This is a genomic window from Benzoatithermus flavus, from assembly GCF_037908215.1.
Taxonomy (GTDB): domain Bacteria; phylum Pseudomonadota; class Alphaproteobacteria; order Geminicoccales; family Geminicoccaceae; genus Benzoatithermus; species Benzoatithermus flavus.
Map to the genome: position 1 here is coordinate 61029 of NZ_JBBLZC010000007.1, position 19212 is coordinate 80240.

Here is a 19212-nt window from a genome sequence, read left to right on the forward strand (position 1 = left end):
GAGAGCCATGGCCGAGATCCGACCGGGGGGAGCGCCCAAGCAGGTGGGCTCCACCTCCGACGACATCGACCACTTCATCAAGTCCGACGGCGTGGAGACCGAGCGCGAGCGGCTGATCGGACAGCACATCGGCTACCGCTACGACGTCAACCTCCTGCCCGACTACCGCCGGCTCACGCCTTTCCTGCGCGAGTACATCGAGGTGATGGGCTGGGACGACCTCAACTGGCTCGAGGACGTCCACATGGGCTACGAGGAGGGTCGCCCTGCCGTTTTCGACCGCAACATCAACGGCTGGGTGCAGGTGCCGCCCGAGATGGAGCTGCCCGACAATCAGCAGGACCGGGACATGCTGGCGCGCGAGCTGCTCATCAAGTTCCAGATGAGCGAGCGCCATCCCCTGGTCGATCTCAAGCGGGCCTACGCCAAGTTCTGAGGCAGCCATGGAGCTCACCCAGGCGCAGATCGACCGGTTCCGGGAGGACGGATTCCTGATCCTGGACCGGTTCCTGGACGAGGCGACGGTCGAGCGCGCCAGGGCGCGCTTTCCGGACCTGTTCGCCGGGCACTTCCCCACCGGGATCCAGCCCGACGAGTGGAACTGGCGCGAGGGCCGGGACCCGCCCGACCTCACGCGTCAGATCTGCAACGGCTGGCGCGCCGATCCCACGGTCGCGGGCATCGTGCTCGCGGCCGAGATCGGGCGCCTCGCCGCCCGGCTCATGGGCTGGCCCGGGGCGCGGATCGCGCAGGACAACGTGATCTGGAAGCCGCCCGGTGCGAAGCCTCTGGGCTTCCATCAGGACGACAGCTACGGCAGGTGGTTCGAGCCTTCGGGCTATCTCACCTGCTGGATGGCGCTGGACGACACCACCGCCGCCGGCGGCACGATCCAGTATGCGCGTGGCTCGCATCGCTGGGAGGTCTCGCCGCCGATCCGGCGCTTCCACGCGCCCGAAGATTGGCTCGAGGACTTCCGCGACGCCGTGCGCCGCGCCGGCCAGAGCGAGCCCGAGCTCGTGCCCGTCGAGGTGCCGGCGGGCGGGGTCGCCTTCCACCACGGCCGCACCTGGCACGGCTCGGACACCAACCACAGCCGGCGGCCGCGCCGCTCGCTGGTGGCACACTGCATCTCCTCGGAAGCGCGCTTCCACCCGACCGAGGTCAGCTACATCTACAGCCGCTACCGCCGGGTGGGAGATCTTACCATGGACGAGAGCTTCTTCCCGATCTTGTGGACCGAGCGGGGCTACCGCACGCCCTGGCTCGATGCGGTGGACCGCGCGGCTTGAGCCCGGACTGGAGCCGCGAGCCGGGCGCCACGGGCGGCTGCTTGTGCGGCGCCGTCCGCTACCGGCTCGATGCGCCGCTACGGCCGATCGTCGCCTGCCACTGCGGCCAGTGCCGTCGCAGCCACGGCACGTTCGGCGCCTACACCGCCGCGCCCGTCTCGGCGCTGTGCCTCGAGGCAGAAGGAGATCTCGCCTGGTATCGCTCCTCCGCCCGCGCCGAGCGCGGCTTCTGCCGTGCCTGCGGCAGCAGCTTGTTCTGGCGGCCGGTGGCGGGGAGCTACGTCGCGGTCGCGGCCGGCAGCCTCGACGACGCCACCGGCCTGGCGCTCGTCGAGCACATCTTCGTCGCCGACAAGCCTGCTTGGTACGAGCTGAGCGATGCGCTGCCCAGGCGCGCGGGCGGCCTCGCTTCGCCGCTCCTCACACCGGCGACGGATCGGCCTCCGCCCGATCCCAGTCCGGCTTGAAGCCGAGGATCGTGATCCCGGGCGGCAGGCGCGGGTTGAACAGGGCATTGTGCCAGTAGGTGGCCTCGAACAGGGGCTCGCCCGCCGTCAACTTCCGCGCCGTGCAGGGCAGGCGGTAGCGCTGGCCGAACTGCTCGAAGGCGAGCTCGCAAGCACCTGCTTCCAGCACGGCCTGCGGAATTGCGCCACCTTCCACGAACAGCGCCGTCAGCTCGTCGCTGAACGCGTGCGGCTTCTGGAAGTAGGTGCCCTGGAGCAGGCGCATCGCCGTCTCCCAGCGCTCGAGCGGCTCCTGGGTGCGCTGCACGATGAAGCGGAGCTCGGGTACCAGCGAATGTTCCGGCAGCCGGTTGAGCACGACCGTGATGGCGCCCAGCGCCCGCCCGCCGACGGACAGGGAAGGTCGCATCCCGGGCGTCGGCCGGCCGTCGCCCTCGCGCACGGCGAGCTGCCGGACCCGGCATTGCCAGCCCAGGAAATGGTGCATCAGCACGATCCGCGTTCCTTCCAGCCGTACCAGCCTGCTGCTCGTCCCGGTCGCCATCCGCTCCTCCCTCGTCGGCGGACCCTGATGCAATTGGTACAGATTTGGTTCGAAGGTGCAATAGAATTGGTTGCGTTCGCCGGACGATCCGGGCAAGGTTCTCGGATCGCAACGCTCGGTACGAAGCGACGGCATCTGGGAGAGCTTGCACGATGTTCGGAGAGAAAACGTGGGGTGGCGAGCCGTTCTGGGGTCTCGGGTTCGAGTGGGATCCGCAATGGCTGCTGAGCGAGGAGCAGAAGGCGCTCCAGGCCCGACTCATCGATCTCTGCCAGTCCACGCTGCGCGCCAACGCGGTCGAGAGCGACAAGAAACTCCTGTTCCCGCGCAAGAACTTCCAGGCTCTGGCCGAGCTCGGCCTTCTCGGGCTGATTGCTCCCAAGGAGCTCGGCGGCATGGGCGAGAGCCACACCTGCGCGGCCATGGTGGTCGAGACCATCGCCCGCTACGGCTGCGCCAGCACCGCCATGTGCTACACCATGCACCTGGGCGCCGTGGCCGCGGCGAGCCTGCGCCATCACGACAACCCGGCCATCAAGGACATCCTGAGCCGGCTCGACAAGGACTGCCTCATCGGCACCCTTTCCTACTCGGATCCCGAGACCGGCGGCCATTTCTGGTATCCCGTCTCCTCGGGCGCGGAGCGCGTCGAGGGTGGCTGGAAGGTGCGCAAGAAGGCATCCTGGACCACCTCGGGCGGCTTTGCCGATTGGTACATCATCCAGACCACGAGCCCCAATTTCGACGGCAACTACGCCAACCTGTCCTGCTTTCTGATCATGGGCGACGAGGTCAGCGCCGACCCTGCGAGCTGGGATGGGCTGGGGCTGCGCGGCAACCAGTCCGGCCCGATGGAGGTGAAGGACAGGATCGTCCCGCTGGACCGCCTCGTGGGCCCGATCGGCGACGGCGCCTCCTCGAACGACGAGTGCGTCGATCCCTTCTTCCTGCTCTGCTCGTCGGCCTGCTGGAACGGCATCTCCTTGGGCCTGATCGACATCGCGAAGGCCCACACCACCCGCAAGACCCATAAGGATGTGGGCCTTCGGGTGTGCGATTATCCCACGATCCAGGACTATGTCGGCGAGGCGATCATCGACACCAACACCAGCCGTGCGCTCACCTTTCAGATGGCGCAGTGCCTGGACCGCCTCACCGACAACTGCGACTGGTCGATCCACCGCGACCCGACCGTCCTGCCGCGCTCGCAGGTCCTGCACTGGATGTGGCAGGTGAAGTTCTCGGCCGCGAAGAACGTGGCGCACGTCGCCGACAAGATGCTGCATGCCTGCGGCGGCACCGCCTACAAGCCGCAGCTCGGCATCGAGCGCTACCTGCGTGACGGCAAGGCCGGCTGGGTGATGGGTCCCTCCAACGAGATCCTGCGCCAGTTCGTCGGCAAGGCTTCGCTCCTGGGTTTCCAGAGCCTCGACTACTGGAACCAGACGATCAACGAGCGGGCGATCGCGAACGAGGTCAAGAAGATGAGCCCGGAGCAGAAGCGGGAGCTGGCCGAGCGGCTGCTGGCCGAGGCCGGCATCGCGGCGCAGGCGGCGGAATAGGGGCGGGGACGGAGGATCCGTGCCGCGTCCGGTCATCGTGGCGGCCGTCCAGCATTGCGCTGGGCTCGACCAAGCCGACAATCTGGCGCGGCTCGCCCATCTCGTCGCCGAGGCGAAGGCCGGCGGCGCCGAGCTGGTCTGCCTGCCCGAGTACTGTGCCACCTATGGCACGGGACCGGGCGGGCTCGTGCTCGGCGAGCGGCCGGAAGTGGAGCACGCCGGCTTCGCTTATCTCCGCCGTCTCGCCCGGCGTCATGCCGTGTGGCTCGCGGTGGGCTCGCTCGCCGTGGCGGGGCCGGACGGGCGGACGGTGAACCGCTCCTTCCTGCTCGATCCCGAAGGCCAGGTGCGCGCCCGCTACGACAAGATCCACCTCTTCGACGTCGATCTCGCGAACGGCGAGCGCTATCGCGAGAGCGAGCGGATCGCGCCCGGCGCTGCCGCCGTGCTCGCGCGCACGCCTTTGGGCCGGATCGGGCTCAGCATCTGCTACGATCTGCGTTTTCCGCAGCTCTACCGGCGTCTTGCCCAGGCCGGCGCCGAGATCCTGCTGGTGCCGGCCGCCTTCACCCGCACCACCGGCCGCGCCCACTGGGAGCCGCTGCTGCGCGCCCGCGCGATCGAGAACGGTGCCTACGTGATCGCGGCCTCGCAGTGCGGGCAGGCGCCGGACGGCGACCTCGCCCGGTTCGGCCACTCGCTCGTGGTGGGTCCCTGGGGCGAGATTCTGGCCGACGCCGGCGAGGAGGAGGGCTTCATCATCGCCGGGCTCGATCTCGAGCGGGTGGCGGAGGCGCGCGCCATGATCCCGGCCCTGCGCCACGACCGCCCGTTCGATCTCGTCGGGGCTTGAGCTGCGGAAGGTTCAGCCCGGCCCGAGCGGAGCCAGGCTCCGGTAACGGCCGCGATAGTAGAGGAGTGGCGCTTTTTCCGGGTCCATCGCCATCCGCCGGACCTGGCCCACGAAGATCACGTGGTCGCCGCCGGCATGGGTGTAGGCGATGCTGCACTCGAAGCTGGCGTGGCAGCCGTCCAGGATCGGGCAGCCATGGTCCCATACCGACCAGGAGACCCCCGACCATTTGTCCTCGCGCGCCCGGGCGAACCGCGCCGACAGATCGGCCTGCTCGGCGGCGAGCACGTTCACGGCGAAGTGCCCGGTCGAGAGAAAGTCCCAGAGCGAGTAGGCGCGCCGGTCCAGCGAGAACAGCACGAGCGGCGGGTCGAGCGAGACGGCGTTGAACGAGTTGGCGGTGACGCCCAGGAGCTGGCCGCGGGCGCCCAGAGCGGTCACGATCGTGACCCCGGTGGCGAAGCAGCCGAGACAGGCGCGCAGCGCGCGCGGATCGAGCCGGGGGGCCGGCGGCTCCTCCCGGTGATCTTCGTCGTATGGTTCTTGCACGATCATGACCGACCTGCCAGATTGGTGTGGATTCACTATCGAATTGGTTGGTATTGGTCGTCAACTGGTCCAAGAAGCGAGGGAGGGCATGACCGAGCCGACCGCGATCGTCTCGCCGCGCCGACCACGGGTGCTGACGCCGGGGCTGACGGCGCTCGATCCGGGCGTGGAGCGTTACGTCGTCCGGGGTGGTGGTGTGCACGCCGTGGCGCTCGAGGCCGGCGATGCGGTGGAGCTCGTCGACCTGCACGGTGGCCAGAGCTGCGAGCTCGTGCTGTTCGCGCCGGACGGCAGCGATGCGCTGGAGGCTCTGGGCCTGCGTGCGGCCGGGCCCGCCGGCGGGATCCAGGCCATCCTCGCGGGTGAAGGCGAGGACGTGCAGCGCGTGCGCGCCGGCCTCGCCCGGCGCGGGCTCGACTTCGGCCGTGTGGGCAGCGCCCGTCTGTTCGGGCCGGAAACGGCCCCTGGCGAGGAGGTCGGCCTGCGAGCGAGCGAAGCCGGCTATCTCGTGGTGGCGGCTCCGGGCGCGCCGATGAGCCCCTGGGAGCAGAGTCCGCCGACCGATCTCCTCCTCTTCATCCGCCGGGCACGGCCGCCGCAGCCCGGCGAGGTGCGCCTGCCCGAGCCTTTGGCCGAGCCGCGGCTCGATCTCCACATCGCTCCCGCTTCGGTCGAGCCTTACGTCGTACGCGCCGGCGAGTACATCCAGATCATCGACATCCAGGGCCGGCAGTGCTCGGATTTCGTCGCCTTCCAGGAACGCGCGCTCGAGCGCGGTCTCGTCCGAGGCCTGGACAACCTCACCACACGCACGCTTCTAGGCGTCGCCTATCCGAGGCCCGGCCTGCTCTCCAAGTTCTTCGACGCCGACATGAACCCGCTCGTCGAGGTGGTGCAGGACACGGTCGGCCGGCACGACAGCTTCAATCTCGCCTGCACGGCGCGCTATTACGAGGACCAGGGTTATTTCGGGCACGTCAACTGCTCGGACAACTTCTCGCGCCAGCTCGCAGCTTACGGCATCGGCGCGCAGAAGGGCTGGCCCGCGATCAACCTGTTCTTCAACACGAACGTCGACGCGAACAGCAACATCTGGTTCGACGAGCCCTGGTCGCGCCCCGGCGATTACGTGCTGCTGCGGGCTTTGACCGACCTGGTGTGCGCCTCTTCGGCCTGCCCGTGCGACATCGACCCGGCGAACGGCTGGGTCCTCACCGACATCCAGGTGCGCGTGTACCCCGAGAAGAACCTGTTCAAGCGAGCCGTGGCCTACCGCATGACGCCCGATGCCCCCGCCGAGCTCACCAAGGAGACCGGTTTCCACCCGCGGACCGCAGCGCTCACGCGCGACTTCGTCGAGTATCGCGGCTATTGGCTGCCGGCCACCTTCGCCCGCAACGGCCCGATCGACGAGTACTGGGCCTGCCGCGAGCGCTGTGTCGCGATCGACCTCTCGCCCCTGCGCAAGTTCGAGGTGCTGGGCCCCGACGCCGAGACGCTCCTGCAGCGGACGCTGACCCGCGACGTGCGGAAGCTCGGGGAGGGGCAGGTCGTCTATGCCGCGATGTGCTACGAGCACGGCGGCATGATCGACGACGGCACCCTGTTCCGCCACGGGCCCAACGCCTTCCGCTGGATCGGCGGCGACGACTATGGCGGGATCTGGCTACAGCAGCAGGCGAAGGATCTGGGCCTCGACGCCCACGTCAAGCCGGCTACGGGACAGATTCACAATCTTTCCGTGCAGGGTCCGTGCTCGCGCGAGATCCTGCGCGAGATCGTCTGGACCCCGCCCGGCCGTGCGGCTCTCGACGAGCTCGGCTGGTTCCGTTTCACCATCGGCCGGATCGGCGGCTTTCAGGGAATCCCGGTCGTGGTCTCGCGCACGGGCTACACGGGTGAACTCGGCTACGAGATCTTCTGCCATCCGAACGATGCGCCCGCGGTCTGGGACGCCGTGATGCGGGCGGGCGAGCCGTTCGGCATCCTGCCCATGGGCCTGAATGCCCTCGACATGGTGCGGATCGAGGCCGGGCTCGCCTTCGCCGGCCACGAGTTCGACAGCACCACCGATCCGTTCGAGGCCGGGATCGGCTTCGTCGTGGCGCGCAAGGACGACGACTGGATCGGCAAGGAGGCGCTGGCACGCCGCAAGGCCAACCCGCGGGCGAGGCTGGTCGGGCTGGCGCTTTCCTCCAACGAGCTTGCGGCCAAGGGCGATCCGGTCTTCCTCGGTCGGGCGCAAGTGGGCCAGGTGACGAGTGCGGTGCGCTCGCCCCTGCTCAAGCAGAGCCTGGCGCTGGCTCGGGTCGACGTCGCCCACGCCGGGATCGGCACGGCGCTCGAGGTCGGCAAGCTCGACGGACTGCAGAAGCGTCTCCCGGCGACCGTGGTGCGGTTCCCGTTCTACGATCCCGAGAAGATCCGCGTGCGCGCCTGATCCGCCTCGTCGCGGCGGCGGCCGATCGAGCCGACCCGTCGATGACGCCATCGTCGACCGGCCGCGACCGGCGATTCGAGCGGCCTCGCCCGCCGCTGCGCCCTCGGCCCACCAGCCAGACGCCCATGACACTGGACAAGTCGCGCCGTTGGTGGCGTCTGCACCCGGCAGTGTCCGCACCACCCGATCGCGAGAATGGTCCCGATGCCCATCCTGCCGTGGCGCCTGCTCACCATCGCTCTGACCCTGGTCGGCACGGGCCTGGCCCTGGCCCCGCTGCTGCTGCCGGGTGCCGAAGGTGCTTCACCGGCCCCGGGCGCAGCGGCCGGCGCGAGCCTTCATGATCCGATCGGCTGGGCCGTGACGCTGGCGGCAGCGCTTGCCGCGCTCGTCCTCGCCGTGCTCGGGCGAGGCCGCGGTGCTGCGGCTTCCGGCTTCGGGCTTCTGGCGACCCTTCTGCTCGCGGCAGCCTGCGCCGTGCCCTGGCTGGACGCGCCGCCCGTCACGGGTGCGGCGCTGCGCGTGGCAGGCCTTGTCGGCCTGATCCTCGCAGCACTCGTGGAGAAGCGGCACGACCCGCTCGCCAACTCCGCCTATACGGCGGCGCGTCGTCTCGGCGTGCCCGAACGGCAGCCCCGTCGGGGCTGAGACCGACCCGGCACCCGGATCGCCCGTACGCTGTCAGGAGATCGCGGTCATGCGGCCGCGGTCGAGCATCCGGCAGAGCATCACCACCGGCACCAGGCCCACGGCGACGATGACGAGCGAGGGCAGGGCGGCGCCGTCCAGCCGCTCGGTCGTGGCGAGCTGGAAGGCTTCGACCGCGAGCGTGTCGAAGTTGAACGGTCGCAGGATCAAGGTCGCCGGCAGCTCCTTCATCACGTCGACGAGCACGATGAGCAGGGCGCTGATCAGGCTCGGCCGCAGGAGCGGCAGGGTCACCCGGCTCGCGACCGCCAGAGGCGCGCAGCCCAAGACGCGGGCGGCATCGCCGAGCGTGGGAGCTATCTTCGCCATCCCGGCCTCGAGCGGGTTGAAGCCGGCCGCGAAGAAGCGGACGAGATAGGCATAGAGCAGGGCCATGACGGTGCCGCTCAGGATCAGGCCCGTGCCGGTGCCGGTCACGGCCTTCACCAGCTGGTCGGCAGCACCGTCGAAGCTGCCGAGCGCGATCACGATGCCCACACCGATCACCGCACCCGGCACCGCATAGCCGAGCGCTGCCGTGCGCAGCAGGCTGCGGGCGACCATGCTGCCCTCGCGGTTGGCGGCGAGGAGCCCCGTGATCGCCATCGCCACTACCACGACGCTCGCAAGCGCGCCGAGCAGGGCCGTGTTGCCGGTGAGGTGCAGAAGCCGGGCGAGGCCGATGCCGTCGCTGGTGCTCCAGGCCATGCCGGCGAGCACGATGGCGGGCAGGACGAAGCCGACGAGCACCGGCAGAAGGCACAGGCCGAAAGCCGCCCAGCCGCGCCAGCCTTCGAGCTCGACCCGTTCTTTGCGGAAGATGTGGGTGGTGTTGTTGGCGAAGCGGCCGCGCCCGCGCGCGCTCCATTCCAGCGCCAGCACGGCGAATACCAGAAGCAGCAGCAGAGAGGCGAGTTGGGCGGCGGCCGCCGGGCTGCCGAGCGCGTACCAGGCGCGGTAGATGCCGGTGGTGAAGGTGCGCAGCTCGAAATAGGCCACCGCACCGAAGTCGGCCAGCGTCTCCATCATGACGAAGGCGATGCCGGCCGCGATCGCCGGCCGGGCGAGCGGCAGACCGACCCGCCGGAAGGCCGCGAACGGCGTGCAGCCGAGCGTGCGGCTGACTTCGAGCGCGCACTGCGACTGCTCGGCGAAGCCGGCGCGTGCCAGCACGTAGACGTAAGGATAGAAGGCCGCTGTCAGCACGAACACCGCCCCGCCGAGGGAGCGGATGTTCGGGAACCAGTAGTCGCGCCAGCCCCAGCCCGTGAGCTCGCGGAGCAGCGTCTGGACCGGTCCAGTCACCTGGAGGAAGTCGGTATAGGCGTAGGCGAGCACGTAGCCCGGCATGGCGAGCGGCAGGACCAGCGCCCAGTTGAGCACGCGCTGGCCGGGGAAGCGGTACATGGTGACGAGCCACGCGGCACCCGTGCCGACCGCGAGCGTGCCGGCACCCACGCCGAGGCACAAGAGCGCGCTGTTGCGCAAGTATTCGCCGAGCACGGTGCTGGCGAGGTGAGTCCACAAGCCCTGGGTCGGCTGGCCGACGAAGCCGAGCAGCGCCAGAAGCGGTGCCGCCACCACGAGGCAGAGCAGGAACGCCAGCAGCGTGCCGGCACCCGGTGCTGCCAGTGCCGTCAGGCTGCGTCGCGTTCCCGGCCCCTCGATACGAGCGGAGGCGGAGGCTGGCTGGTCTGCGGCGATGGACATCGGCTGGGGTCGAACCGTTCCGTGCGTGCGTTCTGGCCGGCAACAGGAGGCGTCGACGCGGGACGCGTCACTGCCGCAAGCTACCGGCAACCATGACGAAGTAAAGCCGAATCGGTCGAGCTTGGAATTGATACAGATCATCCGACCGGCCGGGAGGAGCCCGTGTTCCGGGCGAGTCGGCGCGCATCGCTTCCTGTGGTTGCAGCTTGGCTGCCCGAGCGGATAATCAACCCGCGACACGTGAGCGCATCGGCAGGCAGGGAGATGCGCTCTCCCGCTTCTGGAGAGAGGCATGCGACGACATCACGACATGGGCGGCGAGCCGGCCGGACCGATCGAGCGGCACGAGCACGCCTATGCCCCCTGGGAGAAGAAGGTCGATGCGATCTTGCGCCTGCTGCTCGCCAAGCGCGTCATGACGCTCGACGAGCTGCGCCGCGGCATCGAGGATCTGGGACCGGGCGCCTACGACGAGCTCGGCTATTTCGAGCGCTGGATCGCCTCGATCACGAACGTCCTGCTCGAGAAGGGCGTGCTCCGGGTGCAGGAGCTGGGCGAGGCGATCGCGGCCGCCGAGCGGCGGCACGCCGAAGGAGCGCGACTTTGAGCGCCCGCTTCGCCGAAGGTGCCAGGGTCCGCGTGAAGGCGCTATACCCGCCGGGCCATTGCCGCACGCCTTACTACACCCGCGGCCGCTGCGGCACGGTGCTTCACGTCGTGGACCACCAGCCCGACCCCGAGGAGCTGGCTTACGGCCGGCACGGCCTGCCGAAGCTTCCGGTCTACCGGGTGCGCTTCGCGCTTTCCGAGCTGTGGCCGGGCGACCCCGATCCAGGGCAGGGGGCGGTGGTGGTGGACCTGTTCGAACCCTGGCTCGAGCCCGTGGAGGAAACGCGATGAGCGCGCAGCATCGGCACGACCACGATCATCCGCACCCGAAGCAGCCCGACCTCGAGGACGGACCCTTCACCTACCACATGGCGCTGACCGAGGCGGTGGCGAGTCTGCTCCTCGAGAAAGGCGTGTTCTCGGCCGACGAGCTGCGGGCGTCGCTCGAGCTGATCGACAGCCGTAGCCCGGCGGACGGGGCCAGGGTGGTGGCGCGGGCCTGGGTCGATCCGGGCTTCAAGGCGCGCCTGCTCGAGAACGTGAATGCGGCCGCGGCCGAGCTCGGGATCGATGCCGGCGGCATCCCGATCCGGGCGGTCGAGAACCGGCCGGGCGTCCACAACGTCATCGTCTGCACGCTCTGCTCCTGCTACCCGCGGCTCTTGCTCGGGCCTTCGCCCGACTGGTACAAGTCGCGCGCCTATCGCAGCCGCGTGGTGCGCGAGCCCAGGGCGGTGCTGAGGGAATTCGGCCTCGAGCTTGCGGCCGAGACCGAGATCGTGGTCCACGACAGCACGGCCGAGCTGCGCTACCTCGTTCTGCCCGAGCGCCCGGCCGGCACGGAAGGCTGGAGCGAGGCGGAGCTCGCCGCCATCGTCACCCGCGACTGCATGATCGGCACGGCGGTGCCGCGGCCGGCCGCATGATCCGAGCCGAAGCTGCCGCCCACTTCGATGCCGCGTTCCGGGATCGCCTGCAGGAGCTGCTGCGCTGGCGACGCGACGTGCGTCATTTCCGGCGCGATCCGGTCGATCCCGAGCTGATCGGGTACCTGCTCGACCTCGCCTGTCTCGCACCTTCGGTCGGCCACAGCCAGCCCTGGCGCTTCGTCCTGGTCGATTCGCCGGCAGCACGCGCCGCGGTCCGCGCCAATTTCCTCGCCTGCAACGAGGCGGCGCTCGCTGCTTACGAGGGCGAGCGGGCGGAGCTCTACGCCCGGCTGAAGCTCGCCGGGCTCGACGAGGCGCCGGTGCATCTCGCCGTGTTCTGCGACCACGACACCCGAAGCGGCCTCGGGCTCGGGCGGCGGACCATGCCGGAGATGCTGCCCTACTCGGTCGTGACCGCCGTTCACACGCTCTGGCTCGCGGCGCGCGCCCATGGGCTCGGCCTGGGCTGGGTGTCGATCCTCGACCCGGCGCGCCTTCGCGCCGATCTCGACGTGCCGCCGGCATGGCAGCTCGTCGCCTATCTCTGCCTCGGCTATCCCGAGGCCGAGCACGACCGACCCGAGCTCGAGCGCGTGGGCTGGCAGCAGGTCGATCCGGCCGCACGCGCCGTGCTGCGGCGATAACCCCCGAAAGAAAAAGGCCCCGGGGCGCCCCGGGGCCTTCGTGGCTTCGCGAGAAGCTCCTTCTCGCGACGGCTCAGTGCGAGGCCGCGCCGGCAGCACCCAGGCCGGTCTCGGAGCGGACGTACTGGGCCTCGAACGCGGCGGCCTCGTTCTTCGCGGTCTGGCTGCGGTCGAGGACCGAGAACAGCCAGATGCCCACGAAGGCGATTGCCATCGAGAACAGGGCCGGGTTGTCGTAGGGGAAGGGTGCCGAGCCGGCCGGGTTCATCAGCACCTTCTCCCACACGGTCGGGCCCATGACGACCAGCGCCACGGCCGAGATCAGGCCGAGGAGCCCGCCGATGAGGGCACCCTTCGTGGTCAGGCCGCGCCAGAACATCGACAGCAACAGGACCGGGAAGTTGCAGCTCGCCGCGACGGCGAAGGCGAGGCCGACCATGAACGCGACGTTCTGTTGCTCGAACACGTAGCCGAGATAGATCGCGATGATGCCGAGCACGATGGTCGCGACCTTGGAGACCTTGATCTCCTGCGCCTCGCTGGCGCGGCCGCGCGCGATCACGCTGGCGTAGAGGTCGTGGCTCACCGCCGAGGCGCCGGCGAGCGTGAGGCCCGCGACGACGGCGAGGATGGTGGCGAAGGCCACGGCCGAGATGAAGCCGAGGAACAGGTCACCGCCGACGGCACGGCTGAGATCCACGGCCGCCATGTTGGTGCCGCCGATCAGGTCCTTGATCTTGTCGTAGGTGACGGCACCGTCGGGACCCACGGTGGTTTTGTAGAAGCTCGGGTCGTTCATCAGGAGCGTGATGGCGCCGAACCCGATGATGAAGGTGAGGATGTAGAAGTAGCCGATGAAGCCGGTGGCGTAGAACACGGACTTCCGCGCCGCCTTGGCGTCGGCGACGGTGAAGAAGCGCATCAGGATGTGCGGCAGGCCCGCCGTGCCGAACATGAGGGCAAGGCCGAGCGAGATCGTCTCGAGCGGCTTGCTCACGAGGCTGCCGGGCCGCATGATCGCCGTGCCCTTCGGATGGACCTCGGTCGCGGCCCTGAACAGGGCGCCGGGGCTGTAGCCGAAGTGGTGCAGCACCATGAGCGCCATGAAGGTGGCGCCGCCGAGCAGCATGCAGGCCTTGATGATCTGCACCCAGGTGGTGGCGAGCATGCCGCCGAAGGTGACGTAGAGGATCATCAGCACGCCGACGATGATCAGTGCGTAGAGATAGGGCAGGCCGAACAGGAGCTGGATCAGCTTGCCGGCGCCCACCATCTGCGCGATCAGGTAGAACGCCACCACGGTGAGTGTGCCGATCGCCGAGAGCATGCGGATCGGCGTCTGCTGCAGCCGGTAGGAGGCGACGTCGGCGAAGGTGTACTTGCCGAGATTCCGAAGCCGCTCGGCGATCAGGAACAGGACCACCGGCCAGCCGACCAGCCAGCCGACCGAGTAGATCAGCCCGTCGTAGCCGCTCGTGAACACGAGGCCCGAGATGCCGAGGAACGAGGCCGCCGACATGTAGTCGCCGGCGATGGCGAGGCCGTTCTGGAAGCCGGTGATGCCGCCGCCCGCGGCGTAGAAGTCGGCGGCGGACTTGGTGCGCGAGGCCGCCCACTTCGTGATCCCCATGGTGAGGATCACGAAGATGACGAACATGGCGATCGCGTGCCAGTTGGTCGGCTGGGTCTGGGTGGCGCCCTCGATGGCGCCGGCGGCGAAGACAGGGGCAGCGAGCATCAGGCCGGCGGCGAGACCGGCGAGGCCGCTCATGAGGCGGATCGTGGGCCGCATCACCGGCTCTCCTCGATGATCTGCTGGTTGAGGCTGTCGAAGGTCGTGTTGGCCTTGGCGACGTAGATGCCGGTCAGGACGAAGGCCGAGAGGATGACGAGGATGCCCACCGGGATGCCGATGGTCGTCACCGAGCCCTCGCTGATCGGCGTGCCCAGGAAGCCGGGAGCGAAGGCCACCAGCAGGATGAAGCCGAAGTAGAAGACGAACATCAGGATGGTGAGGTTGCGAGCGAGCGCGTTGCGCCGCTGCACGAGCTCCGCAAATTTGGGATTGCGGCGTATCCGGGCGTAGGCCGCCGGTTCCATGCCTGCCTCCTTCGTGATCGTTGCTCTGGGGTTACAAAGCCGATCTCATCCTAGGGAGGTTCGGCGTGATCGCGTCATGCGGCACGTTGTCGAGCGACGGCTCCGGGGGTGCGGCAGTTTGTCAAGCCGCTGCCGGATCGGGTGCCGACGTGGCACTCCGGCTACGCCGTGCCCGGCTCGCGGCGCCGCTTCGCAGCGCGCTCCTGCTCCTGCCGCCGGCGTCGTGCATTGGCCGCGATCAGGTTCAGGCACTCCACGCCAGCCGAGAAGGCGATGGCGAAATAGAGATAGCCGCGCGGGATGTGGTAGTGGAGCCCGTCCGCCACCAGCGCCATGCCGACCAGGAGCAGGAAGGAAAGGGCCAGCATCTTCACGGTCGGATGCCGGTTGACGAAGGCGCTGACGGGCTCCGAAGCCACCAGCATGACGATGATCGCGATCACCACGGCCGCGATCATCACCGGCAGGTCGTCCGCCATGCCGACGGCGGTGATCACGGAATCGAGCGAGAACACGATGTCGAGCAGGACGATCTGCACGATGGCGGCGAAGAGCGAGGCGGTGCCGGCCTGCGAACCCTCCTCGTGGCCCTCGGCCATCTGGTGGATCTCCATGGTGCCCTTGACCAGAAGGAACAGGCCGCCCCCGCCCAGCACGAGGTCGCGCCAGGTGACCTCGTGATCCAGCACGGTGAACGCAGGCTGGGTGAGGCCGATGATCCAGGCGATGCTGGCAAGAAGGGCGATGCGCATCAAAAGGGCGAGGCCCAGGCCGATCCGCCGGGCCATCTGCTGCTGATGTACCGGCAGCCTGCCGGAGACGATCGAGAGAAAGATGATGTTGTCGATGCCGAGAACGATCTCGAGTGCGGTGAGGGTCAACAGGCTGGCCCAGGCATTGGGGTCGGCCAGAAGCTCGAGCATCGCATCATCATCCTTGCCGGTCGTGACGATGTCCGGGATATAGCGGGCGATCGCACCTCCGACCACCGGTGGGGCCACGCTCGAGGTGACAGCGATGTCACGTTGCCGTCATGATGTTCGCAGCGCCCCGACGTGCCGCGACCGCGAGCGGAAAGCTGCAAGGAGACCACGTCGATGCACGAGAGCCGGTTCCGCCAGGTCGCGGCGGATTTCTTCGTCGCACCCCAGCTCGGCACCGAGGACTTCGCCGCCGCGCGCGCGGCAGGCATCCGCACCGTCATCAACAACCGGCCGGACGGCGAGGCGCCGGATCAGCTCGGTGACGCCGAGGCCCGCGCGCTGGCCGAGGCGGCGGGGCTCGCCTATGCCTTCGTGCCGGTGACGACGGGGAGCATCGGCCCCGACACGGTGGCGGCGTTCGCCGCGGCGGTGGAGCGCAATCTCGGGCCCTATCTCGCCTATTGCCGCTCGGGGACGCGCTCCTGCCACATGTGGGCCTTCATGGCCGCCCGTCGCCGTCCGCCGCAGGAGATCGTGGAAGCCGCGGCCGCCGCCGGCTACGATCTCTCGCCCGTCCTGCCCGTGCTGCGCCGCCTCGCCGGCGAGGGCTGAGCGCCTCAGGAGAGCACGGCGAGCACGAAGCCACCCCAGAACGCAAGCGCCAGCGCGGGGCCGAACGGCAGCGCCGTCTCGGCCCGGAGCTCCCGGCGTTGCAGCACAGCGAGGCCGAGCCCCAGGAGCGCTGCCGCGAGGACGATCAGGGGCAGGCGTTCGGCGCCGAGCCAGGCGCCGGCCGCCGCGAGCAGCTTGGCGTCGCCGAGCCCCAACCCCTCGCGGCCACGCAGCCGCCGGTAAGCGAAGGCGATGCCGGCGAGCGCCAGATAGCCGCCGGCGGCGCCCATGGCCGCGCCGGCGAGCGAGGTGGGCGGAACGAAGCCGAGCAAAGGCTCGCCCCAGGCCGCGAGCAGAAGGCCGGCTCCGACCAGCGGCAGGGTCAGGGCATCGGGCAGGAGCCAGGCGACGAGATCGATCGTGGCAAGCGCCAGCAGCCACCAGCCGAGAACGGTGGCGATCCACGCCTCGGGCGACGGCAGGGCCGCGAAGGAGAGGCCGCCGATGACGGCGGCCGCGAGCTCCACGCAAGGATACCAGAGCCCGAGCGCGGCACCGCAGTAGCGGCAGCGGCCGCGCAAGGCGAGCCAGCTCAGGAGCGGCACGAGGTCCACGACGCACAGCGTCGCGTGGCAGGCCCTGCAGCGCGACCGGCCCGTCCACATGTCGGCCCAGCCCTCGGGCGTGCGCAGCGCCAGCGTGGCGATGAAGCTGCCGACGCAGGCGCCGGCAAGGCCGCCGGCGAGAGGCGCGAGGATGACGGTGCCGTCCAGCGTTGCTCGCCGTCCTCAGCCGGCCGGTGGCTGACGGTAGGGCGCCGTCCGCTGCGGGACGAGCGGCTGCGGCAGCATCCGCGGCTCCGGCTGCGGCGCCGGTCCGGGCAGAGACCCGCCGGGCGACGTTACGTTCGGCATCGCGGGCGCCATCCGCTCCGGACCCAGCGACCGCAGCCGCGAGCGCAGCTCCTCGCTGACGTCGCGCGCATCCTCGGGGTTGCGGATCACCCGCGGCGTGATGAAGACGATGAGCTCCGTCCGTCCGTTGGTGCGGCTGGTCGAGCCGAACAGGTTGCCGATGATCGGAATGTCGCCCAGGATTGGCACCCGGCTGCGACCGCGGCTCTCGTTCTCCTGAATGAGGCCGCCCAGGACCACGGTCTGGCCGCTCTGCACGTTGACTCGGCTCGTGACCTTGCGCTGGGTGAAGGTCGGCGTCGGCGCGGACGGAGTGCCGCCCTGCGACTCGACGCGGCTGACCTCTTGCGCGATCTCGAGCGAGACGGCCTGGTTGGAATTGATCCGCGGCCGGACCTGCAGGATCACGCCAGTGTTGCGGTACTCGATCGAGTTGATCACCGGGGCGTTGGCCTCGAACACGCCCTGAGCGCTGCGCGTCGTGACCGGAACCTCCTGACCCACGGTGAGCATGGCCTCGCTGTTGTCCTGCACCACGACCGAGGGCGAGGACAGCACCTTGACGTCGGTGATCTGCGACAGGGCGTCGATCGTGATGTTGCTGCTGCCGGGGGTGAAGACGAAGTTGAAGCCCGGCACGTTCAAGGCCGGCAGGAGCGCCGCCGTGCTGCCGCCGGTGCTCGGGATCGTGCTGTTCTGCGTGAAGCCGCCCTTGACGGCACCGTTCTGGAGAAAGAACTGGACACCATAGCGCAGATCGTCGTTGAGCGTCACCTCGGCGATCGTGGCCTCGATCAGCACCTGCCAGGGCGCCGTGTCGAGCCGGAGCAGCGTCGCCTCGATCTGCGAGTAGACGGGCGGGGTGGCCCGGATCAAGAGCGCGTTGTTGGCCTTGCTGGCCGCGATCCTGACCGGTCCGCCGGTCGGCGCGGCTTCGGACCCGGATGGCGGCGTCGCGCCGCCGGCTCCGGGTGCTCCACCGATGCCGCCGGCCGCCTCGCCGCCGCCCGTGTCCTCGCCCGGCGGTGGCGGGCTGCCCGGCGGGCTGCCCGGCTGAGGCGTGCTCCCGAGGGTGGTCGTGGCCGAGGCCAGGCTCGGCCCGGGCTCCGACGTGCCGCCGCCACCGCCGCCGAACGCCTCGTTGAGAAGCTTCGCGACATCCTCGGCGGAGCGGTGCTTCAGGTAGTAGACGTAGAACTGCGGCCCCACCACCTCGCCGTGGTCGAGCCGCGCCACCCAGCGGCTCACCTCCCGGATCTGATCGGGATCGGTGCCGATTGCGAGCACGGCGTTGAGGCGTGCGATCGGCAGAAAGCGCATGAGCGAGGGCTCGGCCCCGGTCGGATCGAACGGCGAGAAGATCGCCTGCAGCTCGGGGATGACGGCCTCGGCGGTGGTCCGCTGCAAGGGGAACAGGCCGATGGACTTGCCCGCCATCCAGTCGACGTCGAGGTCGGCCAGAGTGTCGACCACGTTCTGCCGCTCGGTCGAGGTGCCGCTGAACAGGATCGCGTTGCGGCCGGGATCGATGCGGATGTCCTCGGGCGAGGCGACGAGCGGCTGGATGAACTGGGCGGCTGCGGTCGCGGAGATATTGCGCAAGGGCACGATCGTGAGCCCGTAGCCGGGACGGACCGGCACGGGCCTGCCGCCGATCGGCACGACCTCGGAGCGGCCGATCGCGGCGTCCACCGGCATGATCTGGTAGGTCCCGGCACCCGTGTCGACGAGCGAGGCGCCATTCGAGCGCAGCACGGTCTCGAGGACGGCCAGCAGGTCCTTCTCGGCGATGGGCGCGCTGCTCGAGAGCGTCACCTGTCCTTGGACGTCGGGATTGATCGAGTAGGTCTTGCCCAGGATGTCGCCGAGGATGACCTTCGCCACCTCGCGGATCTCGGCGCCGTCGAAGTTGAGTTGCACGCCCTCGGCGGTGCGCTGCGCCTGCGCGGTGCCGCCCTGCCTCGCCCGCGCGGTCGGCGTGCGGCCGGGATAGATCTGGGCCTGCAGCGGCGGCTCGGCCGGCTTGACCGCGGTTCCGGCAAGGGGCTCGTTGGGCGGAACGTCGCCGGGCACGGCGGGCGGCGGCTCGAACGATACGCGGTTCAGCGTGTCGTTGATGTTGGACCTTCGGGAAGGCTCCACGCAGCTCGTGAGCGCGGCGGCCAGGAGTAGGGGCGTGAGCGCATGGCGCAGGCAGAACTCGAGGCGCATGTGTTCCGACAGGTCCTCACCGCTTGGTAAAGGCGCGGTCGAGCGTGGCATCCGTAGGCGAAGACGAGCACCGGCGGCCGTGCGGCCTCGGAAGCTGCCGGAGGCTAGTACACTCATCTCATCAACGGGTAAACCCTCGCCCCCATGCTACTATAATGCGTCTTCC

Annotated in this window: 20 protein-coding genes; 12 read left to right on the forward strand and 8 right to left on the reverse strand. The window is 69.5% G+C overall.

The window, feature by feature from the left end; all coding sequences use genetic code 11:
* The first annotated feature begins 7 nt into the window (after positions 1-7).
* From U1T56_RS08855 to U1T56_RS08865, 3 genes are read left to right on the forward strand one after another with little or no spacing between them, the layout of a single operon-like run.
* Positions 8-436 carry a hypothetical protein gene (locus tag U1T56_RS08855; RefSeq protein ID WP_418159097.1) on the forward strand — a complete coding sequence of 143 codons (429 nt, stop codon included), beginning with the start codon at positions 8-10 and terminating at the stop codon, positions 434-436.
* A 7-nt stretch (positions 437-443) separates the two neighbouring features.
* Complete coding sequence (locus tag U1T56_RS08860) at positions 444-1292, forward strand: phytanoyl-CoA dioxygenase family protein (protein ID WP_418159098.1); 849 nt, start codon at positions 444-446, stop codon at positions 1290-1292.
* Positions 1289-1759 carry a GFA family protein gene (locus tag U1T56_RS08865; protein ID WP_418159099.1) on the forward strand — a complete coding sequence of 157 codons (471 nt, stop codon included), beginning with the start codon at positions 1289-1291 and terminating at the stop codon, positions 1757-1759. The genes U1T56_RS08860 and U1T56_RS08865 overlap by 4 nt, the downstream gene beginning before the upstream one ends.
* Here U1T56_RS08865 and U1T56_RS08870 read toward each other — a convergent pair.
* A complete protein-coding gene (locus tag U1T56_RS08870) occupies positions 1713-2303 on the reverse strand; it encodes a hypothetical protein (protein ID WP_418159100.1) in 591 nt (196 codons plus the stop codon). The two genes, U1T56_RS08865 and U1T56_RS08870, sit on opposite strands and share 47 nt — an antisense overlap.
* Positions 2304-2455: 152 nt before the next feature.
* Here U1T56_RS08870 and U1T56_RS08875 point away from each other — a divergent pair, with 152 nt between their 5' ends.
* The gene (locus U1T56_RS08875) at positions 2456-3865 is read left to right on the forward strand and encodes an acyl-CoA dehydrogenase family protein (protein ID WP_418159101.1); all 1410 of its coding nucleotides are present in this window, start codon (positions 2456-2458) and stop codon (positions 3863-3865) included.
* Between the two features lie 19 nt (positions 3866-3884).
* Entirely contained in the window at positions 3885-4718 is an 834-nt protein-coding gene (locus U1T56_RS08880) for a carbon-nitrogen hydrolase family protein (RefSeq protein ID WP_418159102.1), read from the forward strand.
* Between the two features lie 12 nt (positions 4719-4730).
* Here U1T56_RS08880 and U1T56_RS08885 read toward each other — a convergent pair whose 3' ends face one another.
* Positions 4731-5273: a flavin reductase family protein gene (locus U1T56_RS08885; RefSeq protein WP_418159103.1), complete on the reverse strand. Its 543-nt coding sequence runs from the start codon at positions 5271-5273 to the stop codon at positions 4731-4733.
* Positions 5274-5355: 82 nt separating this feature from the next.
* Between U1T56_RS08885 and U1T56_RS08890 the strand changes: the two genes are divergently transcribed.
* Positions 5356-7707: a DUF1989 domain-containing protein gene (locus tag U1T56_RS08890; RefSeq protein WP_418159104.1), complete on the forward strand. Its 2352-nt coding sequence runs from the start codon at positions 5356-5358 to the stop codon at positions 7705-7707.
* 204 nt (positions 7708-7911) lie between these two features.
* Positions 7912-8355, forward strand: a complete 444-nt coding sequence (locus U1T56_RS08895; protein ID WP_418159105.1) for a hypothetical protein — start codon at positions 7912-7914, stop codon at positions 8353-8355.
* A gap of 33 nt (positions 8356-8388) precedes the next feature.
* Here U1T56_RS08895 and U1T56_RS08900 read toward each other — a convergent pair whose 3' ends face one another.
* A complete protein-coding gene (locus tag U1T56_RS08900) occupies positions 8389-10104 on the reverse strand; it encodes an ABC transporter permease (protein WP_418159106.1) in 1716 nt (571 codons plus the stop codon).
* Between the two features lie 292 nt (positions 10105-10396).
* Here U1T56_RS08900 and U1T56_RS08905 point away from each other — a divergent pair, with 292 nt between their 5' ends.
* Genes U1T56_RS08905 through bluB form a run of 4 tightly spaced genes read left to right on the forward strand, consistent with a single transcriptional unit; the run spans position 10397 to position 12286 of the window.
* The gene (locus U1T56_RS08905; protein WP_418159107.1) at positions 10397-10711 is read left to right on the forward strand and encodes a hypothetical protein; all 315 of its coding nucleotides are present in this window, start codon (positions 10397-10399) and stop codon (positions 10709-10711) included.
* Positions 10708-11004, forward strand: a complete 297-nt coding sequence (locus U1T56_RS08910) for an SH3-like domain-containing protein (protein ID WP_418159108.1) — start codon at positions 10708-10710, stop codon at positions 11002-11004. Before U1T56_RS08905 ends, U1T56_RS08910 begins: the two co-directional genes overlap by 4 nt.
* Positions 11001-11639, forward strand: a complete 639-nt coding sequence (locus U1T56_RS08915) for a nitrile hydratase subunit alpha (protein ID WP_418159109.1) — start codon at positions 11001-11003, stop codon at positions 11637-11639. Before U1T56_RS08910 ends, U1T56_RS08915 begins: the two co-directional genes overlap by 4 nt.
* Positions 11636-12286, forward strand: a complete 651-nt coding sequence (bluB, locus tag U1T56_RS08920) for a 5,6-dimethylbenzimidazole synthase (protein ID WP_418159110.1) — start codon at positions 11636-11638, stop codon at positions 12284-12286. The genes U1T56_RS08915 and bluB overlap by 4 nt, the downstream gene beginning before the upstream one ends.
* 73 nt (positions 12287-12359) lie before the next feature.
* Here bluB and U1T56_RS08925 read toward each other — a convergent pair whose 3' ends face one another.
* From U1T56_RS08925 to U1T56_RS08935, 3 genes are all read right to left on the reverse strand, one after another.
* The gene (locus U1T56_RS08925; RefSeq protein WP_418159111.1) at positions 12360-14078 is read right to left on the reverse strand and encodes a cation acetate symporter; all 1719 of its coding nucleotides are present in this window, start codon (positions 14076-14078) and stop codon (positions 12360-12362) included.
* The gene (locus U1T56_RS08930; protein ID WP_418159112.1) at positions 14078-14386 is read right to left on the reverse strand and encodes a DUF485 domain-containing protein; all 309 of its coding nucleotides are present in this window, start codon (positions 14384-14386) and stop codon (positions 14078-14080) included. The genes U1T56_RS08925 and U1T56_RS08930 overlap by 1 nt, the downstream gene beginning before the upstream one ends.
* 161 nt (positions 14387-14547) lie before the next feature.
* Complete coding sequence (locus U1T56_RS08935) at positions 14548-15309, reverse strand: TerC family protein (protein WP_418159225.1); 762 nt, start codon at positions 15307-15309, stop codon at positions 14548-14550.
* Between the two features lie 174 nt (positions 15310-15483).
* Between U1T56_RS08935 and U1T56_RS08940 the strand changes: the two genes are divergently transcribed.
* Positions 15484-15921 (forward strand): protein tyrosine phosphatase family protein, encoded by a 438-nt coding sequence (locus tag U1T56_RS08940; protein ID WP_418159113.1) that lies wholly within the window; start codon positions 15484-15486, stop codon positions 15919-15921.
* Positions 15922-15926: 5 nt separating this feature from the next.
* On the opposite strand, the gene U1T56_RS08945 is transcribed toward U1T56_RS08940, so the two are convergent.
* Both U1T56_RS08945 and gspD read right to left on the reverse strand, forming a co-directional pair.
* The gene (locus U1T56_RS08945) at positions 15927-16694 is read right to left on the reverse strand and encodes a prepilin peptidase (protein ID WP_418159226.1); all 768 of its coding nucleotides are present in this window, start codon (positions 16692-16694) and stop codon (positions 15927-15929) included.
* Positions 16695-16709: 15 nt separating this feature from the next.
* A complete protein-coding gene (gspD, locus tag U1T56_RS08950) occupies positions 16710-19046 on the reverse strand; it encodes a type II secretion system secretin GspD (protein ID WP_418159114.1) in 2337 nt (778 codons plus the stop codon).
* Positions 19047-19212: the final 166 nt, after the last annotated feature.

Bases quoted from the DNA above. Each gene is read 5' to 3' on its own strand.
- U1T56_RS08855 (WP_418159097.1), top strand. From the start codon at position 8: ATGGCCGAGATCCGACCGGGGGGAGCGCCCAAGCAGGTGGGCTCCACC.
- U1T56_RS08860 (WP_418159098.1), top strand. From the start codon at position 444: ATGGAGCTCACCCAGGCGCAGATCGACCGGTTCCGGGAGGACGGATTC.
- U1T56_RS08870 (WP_418159100.1), bottom strand. From the start codon at position 2,303: ATGGCGACCGGGACGAGCAGCAGGCTGGTACGGCTGGAAGGAACGCGG.
- U1T56_RS08875 (WP_418159101.1), top strand. From the start codon at position 2,456: ATGTTCGGAGAGAAAACGTGGGGTGGCGAGCCGTTCTGGGGTCTCGGG.
- U1T56_RS08885 (WP_418159103.1), bottom strand. From the start codon at position 5,273: ATGATCGTGCAAGAACCATACGACGAAGATCACCGGGAGGAGCCGCCG.
- U1T56_RS08890 (WP_418159104.1), top strand. From the start codon at position 5,356: ATGACCGAGCCGACCGCGATCGTCTCGCCGCGCCGACCACGGGTGCTG.
- U1T56_RS08895 (WP_418159105.1), top strand. From the start codon at position 7,912: ATGCCCATCCTGCCGTGGCGCCTGCTCACCATCGCTCTGACCCTGGTC.
- U1T56_RS08900 (WP_418159106.1), bottom strand. From the start codon at position 10,104: ATGTCCATCGCCGCAGACCAGCCAGCCTCCGCCTCCGCTCGTATCGAG.
- U1T56_RS08905 (WP_418159107.1), top strand. From the start codon at position 10,397: ATGCGACGACATCACGACATGGGCGGCGAGCCGGCCGGACCGATCGAG.
- U1T56_RS08915 (WP_418159109.1), top strand. From the start codon at position 11,001: ATGAGCGCGCAGCATCGGCACGACCACGATCATCCGCACCCGAAGCAG.
- bluB (WP_418159110.1), top strand. From the start codon at position 11,636: ATGATCCGAGCCGAAGCTGCCGCCCACTTCGATGCCGCGTTCCGGGAT.
- U1T56_RS08925 (WP_418159111.1), bottom strand. From the start codon at position 14,078: ATGCGGCCCACGATCCGCCTCATGAGCGGCCTCGCCGGTCTCGCCGCC.
- U1T56_RS08930 (WP_418159112.1), bottom strand. From the start codon at position 14,386: ATGGAACCGGCGGCCTACGCCCGGATACGCCGCAATCCCAAATTTGCG.
- U1T56_RS08935 (WP_418159225.1), bottom strand. From the start codon at position 15,309: ATGCTCGAGCTTCTGGCCGACCCCAATGCCTGGGCCAGCCTGTTGACC.
- U1T56_RS08940 (WP_418159113.1), top strand. From the start codon at position 15,484: ATGCACGAGAGCCGGTTCCGCCAGGTCGCGGCGGATTTCTTCGTCGCA.
- gspD (WP_418159114.1), bottom strand. From the start codon at position 19,046: ATGCGCCTCGAGTTCTGCCTGCGCCATGCGCTCACGCCCCTACTCCTG.